Origin of the sequence: Ligilactobacillus salivarius, from assembly GCF_035231985.1 — a bacterium.
Classification (GTDB): Bacteria; Bacillota; Bacilli; order Lactobacillales; family Lactobacillaceae; genus Ligilactobacillus; species Ligilactobacillus salivarius.
In genome coordinates this window covers 1,137,679-1,149,597 of the sequence record NZ_CP117983.1, presented here as the reverse complement: position 1 = coordinate 1,149,597, position 11,919 = coordinate 1,137,679, and the positions used below count along the sequence as shown (strand labels likewise).

Below are 11,919 nucleotides of genomic sequence, written 5' to 3'. Positions count from 1 at the left end.
AGTATATAATGTAAACGGTTAAATAATAAGATAAGGTCGTGTTGGTATGGAAAAAATTCTTTCAATAAATTCTGGAAGCTCAAGTTTAAAATTTAAATTATTTGCAATGCCTGATGAGAAAGTCCTAGCTAAAGGGCTTTTTGACCGTATTGGAATTGATAATTCTCGTGTTACTATTAAATATGATGGTAAAAAATATGATGAGCAAAGAGAATTGAAAGATCATAATCAAGCTGTACATGTTTTGTTGAGCTTATTCAAAGAATTAAAATTAATTAATGATTTTAATGAAATTACAGGGGTTGGACATCGTGTAGTTGCTGGTGGTGAATACTTTGATAAATCTGTAATTGTTGATGAAGATGTTATGAATAAAATTGATGAATTGGCTGAATATGCGCCTTTGCATAATCCTGCAGAATTAGTTGGTATTAGAGTATTTAAGGAATTATTGCCAAATGCAGTATCTGTAGCTGTATTTGATACTGCATATCATCAAACAATGCCTAAAACAAATTACATGTATTCTATCCCATATGAATGGTATGAAAAATATCATGTAAGAAAGTATGGGGCACATGGTACAAGTCATCGCTATGTAGCTCATGAAGCTGCTAAATTATTAAACAAACCATTTGAAGATTTAAAAATCATAACTTGCCATTTGGGAGCAGGTGCATCAATTTGTGCAACAATGAATGGAAAGTCTTTTGATACTTCAATGGGATTCACGCCATTAGCAGGAATTACAATGGCTACACGTGCAGGTGATATTGATGCATCATTAGTTTCTTTCATGATGGAAAAACTACAAATTAATAGTTCTGAAATGATAGATATTTTAAATCATAAAGCTGGTTTAATTGGTATTTCAGGAGTTTCATCAGATATGCGTGATGTTTTAGCGGCAGCAGATGATAATGAGAGAGCTCAGCTAGCAGTTGATATTTTTGTAAAAAATGTTGTTAAATATATCGGTTCATATATAGCTGAAATGGGTGGCGTTGATACGATTGTATTTACTGCTGGTATCGGGGAAAACTCAACACCAATTAGAAAGTTAGTCATGGAACGTTTAGCATATTTGGGAATTACAATTAATGAAGAAGAAAATAGTAAGCATGGTTCAGCAGGAGTAATTTCAGGCGAAGATTCCACTATTAAAGTACTAAGAATTCCAACCAATGAAGAATTAATGATTGCAAGAGATGTTCAAAAATTAGAAAAAGAAGTAAAATAAATATAGAGAAAGAACTAAAGATGATATGAGAATATCTTTAGTTCTTTTGTTTTAATTTAATGTATTCGATTTCAAAAAATTGTTATAATAATATTATAGGGAAGATAGCTAATATAATCGAGGTGATTAATAGAATATCTGGTGCAAGTTATATATTGAACATATTAAAATGGATGATGTATTTAAAATTTTGTAACCAAAAAGTAAAATAAAAAGGTTCACTTTTTGATTGAAACATGATATTTTATTTAGGTCAATTAGATTTTAGGAGGACTTTATCATGGGCAATAAACTCGACATACAACATGAGTATGAAGAAGCTGAGAAAAAGGCAAGCGAGTTAAAAGATGTTTGTGAAAAGATAAATAATTCGGCACGAGGCCGACACTTACTCGAGGAATATGAGAAAAAACATAAAGAAGCAGAAGCAGAAAAAGAGCAATTAGGCATAATTTTAGATGCAATTCAAGCTGCTGAGGATTAATATTGAAAGTTAGTATCCTTGTATTTGACAGTACTGATGCTGTTGATGCAAGGATTTTTAAATTGAATAATTTTGTAATTATAGTAAATAATCGGTATACTTAGTAAGGTAGAATAGTGAAATACGAGGAGTCTTAAAATGACAGTAGAAAAAGAAATAATCCAAAAAATAGAAGAGTATGATACGATTATTATTCATCGCCACCAACATCCAGATCCAGATGCTTATGGATCACAAGGTGGATTGGCAACAGCTATTATGCAAAGCTTTCCCGCAAAGAAGGTATATCAAGTAGGAAAAAACATTCCTGGATTAAATTGGATTACAGTTGAAAATGAAGATTTACCAGATGAAACTTACAAGAATGCTTTAGTAATTGTTACTGATACAGCTAATACACCAAGAGTGGATGATGATAGATATAATAAAGGTGATTTTTTGATTAAGATTGACCATCATCCTAATGATGACCAATATGGTGACTTAAGCTTAGTTAATACCAATGCTTCAAGTTGCTCAGAAATTATCCATGATTTAATTCTAGCTTCAGAAGGAAAATTAGAATTGACTGCTGAAGTTGCTGAAAAACTATATGCTGGTATTTCCAGTGATACTGGAAGGTTTATGTATGACGCAACAACTGCACATACAATGGAAGTAGTAGCTTCTCTAATGAGAATTGGTATTGATACTAGCAAGATAAATCGTCGTTTAGATAGTATAACTTTACCCGTAGCTCGTTTATCTGCGTATGTATATGAAAATATGAAAATTACTAAGAATAATGCGGCTTACATCATATTAAATCATGATAAGATTGAAGAATTTGATTTGGGCGATGCAGGAACATCTGCGGTAGTACCACTTCTAGGTAAAATTAATACTACAATTTGTTGGACAGTATTTGTACAACAAAAAGATGGTACATATCGTTTACGAGTACGCTCAAAGGGTCCTGTGATCAACGAATTAGCTAAAGAATATCAAGGTGGCGGTCATCCATTAGCAAGTGGTGCAAGAATAGATGATGCTAACGAAATTCCAGCTTATATTGAAAAATTAGACGGATTAGCAAAGAAATTTGCTGAAGAACATGACATGACAGACTGGTAATCAATCGAGGTGAAGAAATTTAATGGCAAATTTTAGAGAATTTAATTTTAAAGAGTATATTTATCAAGCATTAGACGAAATTAATTTTAAAGAACCTACTGAAGTTCAAGCTCGTTTAATTCCGACTATTTTAAAGGGCAAGAGCGTGGTAGGACAATCACAAACTGGTAGTGGTAAAACTCATACGTTCTTATTACCTATCTTTCAAAATCTTAATGCACAAAAAGATGAAGTTCAGGCAGTGATCACAACACCAAGTAGGGAATTAGCATACCAAATTTATGAAGCAGCAAAGCAACTAGCAAAGTTTTCTCCTGAAAATATTTGGATTCAAAACTATGTTGGTGGAACAGATAAGCAAAGACAAATTGAAAAGCTGAAATCTCATCAACCACAATTAGTAATTGGAACACCAGGACGTATATTGGATTTAGTGAGAGAAAATGCACTTGATATCCATAATGCTCACTATTTAGTAGTGGATGAAGCAGATATGACATTGGATTTAGGATTTTTAAAAGAAACAGATGCAATAGCATCGACGTTACCTAAAGACTTACAAATGCTAGTCTTTTCAGCTACTATTCCAGAAAAATTACGTCCGTTTTTAAGAAAATATATGTACAATCCAGTTATTGAAGTTGTTGCTAACAAACATGTAATTAGTCCAACAATTGATAATTGGTTAGTTTCAACTAAAGGTAGAGACAGAAATAAGCTTATTTATGACTTGCTAACAATGGGTGAACCTTATTTAGCATTAGTATTTGCAAATACTAAAGAACGAGCTGATGAGTTAACAAATTATCTTCGTTCTCAAGGGTTGAAAGTAGCTAAAGTTCATGGTGGTATTCAACCTCGTCAACGTAAGCGAATTATGCGTGAAATTCAAAATCTTGATTATCAATTTGTGGTAGCTACAGATTTAGCGGCTCGTGGAATTGATATTGAAGGTGTTTCACATGTTATCAATGACGACATCCCTGAAGATTTAGAATTCTTTGTTCATCGTGTAGGTAGAACTGGACGTAATGGAATGAAAGGTACAGCAATCACACTTTATGAACCAAGTGAAGAAAAATTAATTGATGAACTTGAAAGTATGGGAGTTCATTTTGTACCAAAAGCAGTTAAAAATGGTGAAATAGTTGATTCATATGATCGTAATCGTCGTGAAAAGCGCCAAACACGTAAAGAATCAATGGATCCTAAATTACGTGGATTTGTGAAGAAAGAAAAGAAAAAACGTAAACCTGGTTATAAAAAGAAAATTAAGCGAGCAATAAAACGTGATGAACAACAAAAGCGTCGAATTGCACGTCGTCAAGCAAGAAAAATGAAGTAAAAAGTATATGTTTATATAGTATGAAAAAATACTTTTCTATTGACATCTAGCGGTTTATCGCATATACTTTGACTTGAATTAGGACATACTGCTAAGTACCTCTATTACAGAGAGAGTTCGGTGCTGGAAGGACTTATAGGTTGGCTTAGACAGTGCTACCTAAATGTTTATAACAAAAGAATATTATTAATGAAGTGGTTAACGATGACATCGTTGCAAGTAAGGTGGTACCGCGTAGTAATTGCGTCCTTACTAGCAACGATGTTTTATTGTTTTTGGGCTTTAAAACAGAAAGGAATTTAAAAATGAAAGAATTATCAAGTGCTCAAATACGTCAAATGTATTTAGACTTTTTCAAGAGTAAGGGACACGATGTAATGAAGAGTGCACCACTTATTCCACACGATGATCCAACTTTATTGTGGATTAACTCCGGTGTTGCTACAATGAAAAAATATTTTGACGGTTCAGTTGTTCCAAAGAACCATCGTATCACTAGTTCACAAAAGTCTATTAGAACTAATGATATTGAAAATGTAGGTCATACAGCTCGTCACCATACTTTATTTGAAATGTTAGGAAACTTTTCTGTTGGTGATTACTTCAAGAAAGAAGCTATTACATGGGCATGGGAATTACTAACAAGTCCTGAATGGTTCGATATGGATAAGGAAAAATTGTACATCACAGTTTATCCTGAAGATAAAGATGCTAAGAAGTATTGGGAAGAAGTAGGGGTAGATCCTAGCCACATTTATGAAGCTGAAGATAACTTCTGGGATATTGGTGAAGGTCCATCTGGTCCGGACTCAGAAATATTCTTTGATCGTGGTCAAGAAATGAATAATTTGCCAGAAGATGATCCTGAAAGTTATCCTGGTGGAGAAAATGAACGTTATTTGGAAATCTGGAATATTGTATTTTCTGAATTTAATCATAAACCAGATGGAACATATGAACCATTGCCACATAAAAACATTGATACGGGTATGGGATTAGAACGTGTGGTATCCGTATTCCAACATGCACGAACAAACTTTGAAACAGACTTATTCTTACCAATTATTGAAAAAACTGCTGAATTAAGTGCAGGTAAGAAGTATGGTGAAAATGCAGAAGCAGATGTTTCCTTTAAAGTTATTGCAGATCATGCACGTGCAGTTACATTTGCTATTGGTGACGGTGCTTTGCCTTCAAATGAAGGTCGAGGATATGTTATTCGTCGTCTTATCAGACGTGCAGTTATGCATGGTCAAAAGCTTGGAATTGATGAAGCATTCCTTTATAAGTTGGTTCCAGTTGTTGGAAAAATTATGGAATCTGCATATCCAGAAGTATTAGAACAAGCTGAATTTATCGAAAAAGTTATTAAGATGGAAGAAGATAGATTCAACGATACTTTGAAAGATGGTATGCAATTATTAGATAGCTTAATTGCTGAAACTAAAGAAAATGGTGGTAAAGAATTACCAGGAAAACCTGTATTTAAGTTATATGACACATATGGATTCCCATTAGAATTGACAAAAGAATATGCTAATGATGAAGGCCTTGATGTTGATGAAGAAGGTTTCAATGAAGAAATGGAACAACAAAAGGCACGTGCAAGAGCAGCTCGTTCAGATGCTAAGTCTATGGGTGTTCAAAATGGCTTATTAACTGATATTACAACTCCAAGTGAATATGTAGGTTACCATGAATTGAAAGCTAATGGTGTATTAAAAGATATCATCATTGACAATGAATTAGTTGATACAGTTCCAGCTGATTCTAGAGCACAAGTTATCTTTGATAAAACACCATTCTATGCTGAAATGGGTGGACAAGTAGCTGACAAGGGTGTTATCAAGAACCAAGCTGGCGAAGTTGTTGCTGAAGTTGAAGATGTACAACATGCTCCAAATGGACAAAATATGCATACAATTCACGCACTTAAGGAAATGACTAGAGAAAATACATATTCTCTAGAAGTAGATGTTGCTTTCCATAATAAAGTGAAGAAGAATCATACTGCAACTCACTTATTAGACCAAGCATTGAGAGATGTTTTAGGTTCACATACTCATCAAGCAGGATCATTAGTTGAACCAACATATTTACGTTTTGACTTCACAAATCTAGGATCTGTAACAGCAGAAGATTTGAAGAAGATTGAAGATATCGTGAATGCTAAGATTTGGGAAAATATTCAAGTTGAAACAGTTGTTACAGACAAGGAATCAGCTGAAAAAATGGGTGCTATTGCCTTGTTTGGCGATAAGTATGGTGACACAGTTCGTGTTGTTAAAGTTGGCGATTACTCCATGGAATTCTGTGGTGGTACTCATGTTGCTAATACTAATGAAATTGGTTTATTCAAGATTGTTTCTGAATCGGGTGTTGGTGCTGGAGTAAGACGTATTGAAGCTGTTACTTCAGAAGAAGCATTTGAATTCTTAGAAGAAAGAAATCAATTATTACGTCAAAGTGCTGATGAATTGAAGATAGTACAAATTAAAGAAGTTCCACGTAAGATTGAACAATTACAAGAACAAGTCAAATTACTTGAACAACAAAAACAAGCTTTGGAAGATAAGTTTGCAAGTCAACAAGCAGGAGATATCTTTAAGAATGTTAAAGAAATCAACGGCAAGACTTTGATTGCTGGTCAGGTTAACGTTTCAGGCATGAGTCAATTAAGACAACTTGCAGATCAATGGAAAGAAAAGCAACTTTCAGATGTACTTGTACTTGCTACTGCAACAGCAGATGGTAAGGTTAACTTAATTACAGCTATTAGTAGCGATGCAGTTAAGGAAGGTTATAAAGCCGGAGATTTAATTAAAGCAATCGCACCTAAAGTAGGCGGTGGCGGTGGTGGCCGTCCTGACTTGGCACAAGCTGGTGGTAAGAAACCAGAAGGCATTCAAGAAGCATTGAAAGCTGCTGAAGATTGGTTGAATAAATAAGATTAAAGAGTGATATTGATAGGAATGACAGTTCTTAGCAATATCATTTTTTATTATTGTATTAATTTTAAGTAATATTTTTTCTAATACAGTTTTTTTAATTGTTTGTTGTGATCCATTTTAGTACAATAGATATTAGAGTAATGTAGTGTATGGAGGTGTTCTCGATGAGTGCATTAGATAAAACAATGTATTTTGACTTTGGACAAAATGAAAAAAAGGATGTTCATCAGACTTTAGAAACGGTTTATAATTCTTTGGAAGAAAAGGGCTATAATCCTATTAATCAAATAGTTGGTTATTTATTGTCAGGAGACCCTGCATATATTCCTCGTTTGAATGATGCTCGTAATTTAATCAGAAAACATGAACGCGATGAAATTATCGAAGAGTTAGTACGAGCTTACTTAGATAAGGGGGAAAAATAGTGGGCAGATTAATGGGGTTAGATGTAGGATCTAGAACTGTTGGTGTAGCTGTTAGTGATATGCTAGGTTGGACTGCACAAGGTGTAGAAATTGTTCAAATTAATGAAGATGAGCAAGAATTTGGGCTAGATAGAATAGCTGAATTGGTTAAAGAAAATGAAGTTGTAGGATTTGTATTAGGATTGCCTAAAAATATGAATAATACTTCTGGTCCAAGAGTAGAAGCTGCTAAAGCATATGGTGAACTGCTAAAAGAAAAATTCAATTTACCAATAGATTTTATTGATGAACGTCTAACAACCGTTGAAGCAGAAAGAATGTTGGTTGAACAAGCTGATGCTTCAAGAAAAAAGCGTAAAAAAGTTATTGATAAATTGGCTGCTAGTTTAATTCTACAAAATTATCTAGACGCTAAAGGAAAATTATTAAAAGAACTTAACTAAGGAGTATGACAATGGCAAAACAGAATCAAGATGAAAACTTAATTACATTAGTTGACGAACAAGGAAATGAAACTTTATACCAAGAATTGTTCAATTTCCATTCAGATGACTATGACAAATCATATATTTTATTGATTCCAGCAGGTTCTGAACCTGAAGAACAAGTAGATGTGTTGGCATTCGCATTCAATCCAGATGAAAATGATGATAGCCAGGATTATGAATTGTTTGATATTGAAAGTGATGAAGAATGGGAAATGGTAGAAGGTGTCCTAGATACTTTCTTGAACGATGAAAATATGAGATAATGCTGGTGCAAAGTCGGTTACACAAACGGATAGCTAACAAGCTGATATGTGTACGTCGGCTTTGTTTTTATTTAAAATTAATTTAGAGAGCTGAGTGTAATTTTGGGAAAAAAAAGATTTAAAATAGAAATTGGTGGTAAAGAATATATTATCATCGGTGAGGGTAGTCAGGAAAGAATGAATGCAGTTGTTCAACTTGCTAATGAAAAATTGGAGAAAATTAAAGAACAAATCCCAGATATAAGTGATGAAAAAGCAATGACTTTATTAGCAATTAATGCATTTTCTGAGCAATTAGAGCTACAAGAAGAATTAGACAAATATACGGAAAAATAATACGGTGCAAAGATGATAATATCATTAATAATTATAATTTTGTTGATATGTGCATTTAGATATGGTATAAGAAGGGGTCTTTTGGGATCACTTGTCAGTTTGCTAGGTTACATCATTGTATTTATCTTATCTTTATTTTTAGCATCGCCACTTGGCAATATAATTGCGGATTTATTTAGTAATATTAATGATGGATCTGGATTATTGGCGACGACCTTTTATAAAATTCTTTCATTTTGGATTATTGGAATTATAGGTGGAATTATTGTTAGAATTTTAGCGAATGTTTCTAGGGGCTTTACAAAATTACCTGTAATTTCACAATTTAATGCATTATTGGGTGGAATTTTAACCACTATTATGATGTATGTTGTAATCTTTTTCGGATTAATATTACTATCTAATTGGCCTAGCCAGAAAGTCAAGCAAACTGTAGAAGAATCAAGAGTAGCAGTCTATATTTTAGACAATACTCCTAATGTTATGAATCGAATAGTAAGTATGTAGTTAAAAGAGGTGTATTATGAATAAAAAGGTATTAAAAACTTTAGAATATGATAAAGTTAAGCAAAATTTATATGCTTTTACTACAACTTCAATGGGAAAGAGATTGATTGATAAGTTGGAACCATCATCTGATTATGATGAAATTGCTAATTCACTGTCACAGACTAAAGATGGGGCTGACATTCTACGAATTAAGGGTGGTATACCTGTTCCAAATCTTATTTCCATTAAGAGTTTTTTGAAAAGATTAGATATAGGTGGGACTCTCAATAGTAAAGAATTAGCGGCTATTGGACGAGTTTTGAGAGCTACAAATGAAGTTAATCGTTTTTTTAAAGATTTAGCAGATAACAAAATCAAGTTAGAAGTATTATTTGATGATGTAGCTAAACTGGAAAGTCTACCAGAAATTAGTAAAAAATTATTAGTTTCAATTGAAAATGATGGACATGTAACTGACGATGCATCTACTTTGTTAAAGAGTATTAGACAACAAATTTCAGTAACTGAGGAAACTATACGTGAACGTTTAAATTCATATACTAGAGGAACCAATTCTAAATATTTGAGCAATGCAGTGGTTACAATTCGTAATGAAAGATATGTTTTGCCAGTTAAACAAGAATATCGTAGTAAATTTGGCGGTATTGTACACGATCAAAGTTCTTCAGGACAAACATTATTTGTTGAACCTGCAGTGATTGTTGAATTGAATAATCGTTTAAGGCAGCAACAGGTTGCAGAACGTGAAGAAATAAATAGAATCTTGGAAGAATTGTCTGAGGAGTTAGCACCTTATACACATGAACTAAATAATAATGCTAAAATTTTGGGAATGTTAGACTTTACTAATGCTAAGGCCAAGTATGCACATAGTATTAAGGCAACAGAACCAATTTTATCAAAAGAAAATGATGTTTATCTAAGACAAGTTTGGCATCCATTGCTAGATATGAAAAAAGCTGTAAAAAATGACATCATGATTGGTAAGGATTATCAGGCAATTGTAATAACAGGACCTAATACAGGTGGTAAGACAATCACTTTAAAAACATTAGGGTTGGTACAGTTGATGGGACAATCTGGTCTATATATACCTGCTTTTGAAGAAAGTAGAATTGGAATATTTGGTAATATATTTGCTGATATTGGCGATGAACAATCGATAGAGCAAAGTTTGAGTACGTTCTCTTCTCATATGACTAATATTGTAGAAATATTGAAGGATATAGATGAAAAATCATTAGTATTATTTGATGAATTGGGTGCAGGAACAGATCCTCAAGAAGGAGCGGCTTTGGCTATCAGTATTCTAGATGCCGTGGGAGCTAAAGGAAGTTATGTAGTTGCAACAACTCATTATCCAGAGCTTAAGGCTTATGGTTTTGAAAGACCTAATACTATTAATGCAAGTATGGAATTTGATGTTAATACATTACAGCCAACATATCGCTTATTAATTGGAATTCCAGGTCGTAGTAATGCTTTTGATATTTCCCAAAGGTTGGGATTAGATAAAATGATTGTTATGGCTGCTAGACAACTTACTTCACAAGATAGTCAAGATCTAAATGAGATGATTTCAGATTTAGTTGCTAAAAGGCATGATGCAGAAGAAAAAGAGATTACGTATCGAAAATATTTGCGTGAAGCTGAAGAATTGCACCATGATTTAGAAGCTAATTTCCATCAATTTGAACGTCAAAAAGAAAATATGTTAGAGCAAGCTAAGGAAAAGGCTAATCAAATTGTTGAGGAAACAAAGAAAAAATCTGATGAATTGATTTCTGAACTTAGAAAAATGAAGATGTCTGCTGTTTCCAATATAGAAGAGAAAAATCTAATAGATGTTCAAGGTCGAGTTAATGCTTTACATCAAGAAACTAATTTGAAAAAGAATAAAGTGTTACGTAAAGCTAAGAAACAACAAGAATTACACCCTAATGACGATGTTATGGTTAATTCCTATGGTCAAAGAGGTGTTCTGTTACGTAAAGCAGGAAACCATGCTTGGGAAGTTCAATTGGGTATTTTGAAGATGAAGATTGATGAAAGTGATCTTGAAAAAATTAAGGTTAAAGATACTCAACCTAAGAGAGCAGGAACAGTGTTGAAATCATCTAGTTCTAGTCATGTTTCACCAACTTTAGATCTTCGTGGTGAACGTTATGAAAATGCGATGGTAAATGTTGATAGGTACATTGATGCGGCTGTTTTAGCAGGATACAACTCTGTTACTATTATTCACGGTAAAGGTACAGGTGCGTTGAGGACAGGTATTATAAATTATCTTAAGCAAAATAAAGCAGTTAAGAATTTTGAGTTTGCCAGTCCTAACAATGGTGGTAATGGAGCAACTGTGGTATATTTCAAGTAAGGCAAAAAACTTGATTTTTATGTTGTATATGATATTATTTACTTACGAAAAGAAAGTAGAAGGTGATTTGAATGGTTACAGAATTAACAGATCAAACATTTGATGAAAAAACAAATAATGGAGTAACATTTACAGACTTTTGGGCAACATGGTGTGGTCCTTGTCGTATGCAATCTCCTGTTATTGAACAATTAGCTGAAGAAATGGGAGATAAAGTATTTTTCTCTAAAGTAGACGTTGATGCAAATCAAGAAACAGCAGCTAAGTTTGGAATTATGAGTATTCCAACAATGCTCATAAAAAAAGATGGACAAGTTGTAGATACAATTGTTGGTTATCATACAAAAGAACAATTACAAAAGAAATTGGAAGAATATATTTAATAATTTA

The 11,919-nt window shown here is 33.1% G+C and carries 12 protein-coding genes; all 12 read left to right on the top strand.

Going from position 1 to position 11,919, the window contains the following annotated elements:
• Positions 1-46: 46 nt before the first annotated feature.
• The gene (locus tag PTA89_RS05715) at positions 47-1,240 is read left to right on the top strand and encodes an acetate/propionate family kinase (protein ID WP_003706610.1); all 1,194 of its coding nucleotides are present in this window, start codon (positions 47-49) and stop codon (positions 1,238-1,240) included.
• A 280-nt stretch (positions 1,241-1,520) separates the two neighbouring features.
• Positions 1,521-1,724: a hypothetical protein gene (locus PTA89_RS05710; protein WP_003700540.1), complete on the top strand. Its 204-nt coding sequence runs from the start codon at positions 1,521-1,523 to the stop codon at positions 1,722-1,724.
• A gap of 138 nt (positions 1,725-1,862) precedes the next feature.
• On the top strand, positions 1,863-2,837 hold the full coding sequence (locus PTA89_RS05705; RefSeq protein WP_324177051.1) for a DHH family phosphoesterase: 975 nt from the start codon (positions 1,863-1,865) through the stop codon (positions 2,835-2,837).
• A 22-nt stretch (positions 2,838-2,859) separates the two neighbouring features.
• Complete coding sequence (locus PTA89_RS05700) at positions 2,860-4,182, top strand: DEAD/DEAH box helicase (RefSeq protein WP_003700537.1); 1,323 nt, start codon at positions 2,860-2,862, stop codon at positions 4,180-4,182.
• Between the two features lie 305 nt (positions 4,183-4,487).
• Positions 4,488-7,130, top strand: a complete 2,643-nt coding sequence (gene alaS / locus PTA89_RS05695) for an alanine--tRNA ligase (RefSeq protein ID WP_003706614.1) — start codon at positions 4,488-4,490, stop codon at positions 7,128-7,130.
• Positions 7,131-7,297: 167 nt separating this feature from the next.
• Entirely contained in the window at positions 7,298-7,558 is a 261-nt protein-coding gene (locus PTA89_RS05690; protein WP_003703962.1) for an IreB family regulatory phosphoprotein, read from the top strand.
• Complete coding sequence (gene ruvX, locus PTA89_RS05685; RefSeq protein WP_003703966.1) at positions 7,558-8,001, top strand: Holliday junction resolvase RuvX; 444 nt, start codon at positions 7,558-7,560, stop codon at positions 7,999-8,001. Before PTA89_RS05690 ends, ruvX begins: the two co-directional genes overlap by 1 nt.
• Positions 8,002-8,012: 11 nt before the next feature.
• Positions 8,013-8,309, top strand: a complete 297-nt coding sequence (locus PTA89_RS05680) for a DUF1292 domain-containing protein (RefSeq protein WP_003706616.1) — start codon at positions 8,013-8,015, stop codon at positions 8,307-8,309.
• 102 nt (positions 8,310-8,411) lie between these two features.
• The gene (locus PTA89_RS05675) at positions 8,412-8,645 is read left to right on the top strand and encodes a cell division protein ZapA (RefSeq protein WP_003700529.1); all 234 of its coding nucleotides are present in this window, start codon (positions 8,412-8,414) and stop codon (positions 8,643-8,645) included.
• A gap of 12 nt (positions 8,646-8,657) precedes the next feature.
• Positions 8,658-9,152 carry a CvpA family protein gene (locus PTA89_RS05670; protein WP_004564383.1) on the top strand — a complete coding sequence of 165 codons (495 nt, stop codon included), beginning with the start codon at positions 8,658-8,660 and terminating at the stop codon, positions 9,150-9,152.
• Between the two features lie 16 nt (positions 9,153-9,168).
• On the top strand, positions 9,169-11,529 hold the full coding sequence (locus PTA89_RS05665) for an endonuclease MutS2 (protein WP_004564384.1): 2,361 nt from the start codon (positions 9,169-9,171) through the stop codon (positions 11,527-11,529).
• Positions 11,530-11,600: 71 nt separating this feature from the next.
• Positions 11,601-11,912, top strand: a complete 312-nt coding sequence (gene trxA / locus PTA89_RS05660) for a thioredoxin (RefSeq protein ID WP_003706622.1) — start codon at positions 11,601-11,603, stop codon at positions 11,910-11,912.
• Positions 11,913-11,919: the final 7 nt, after the last annotated feature.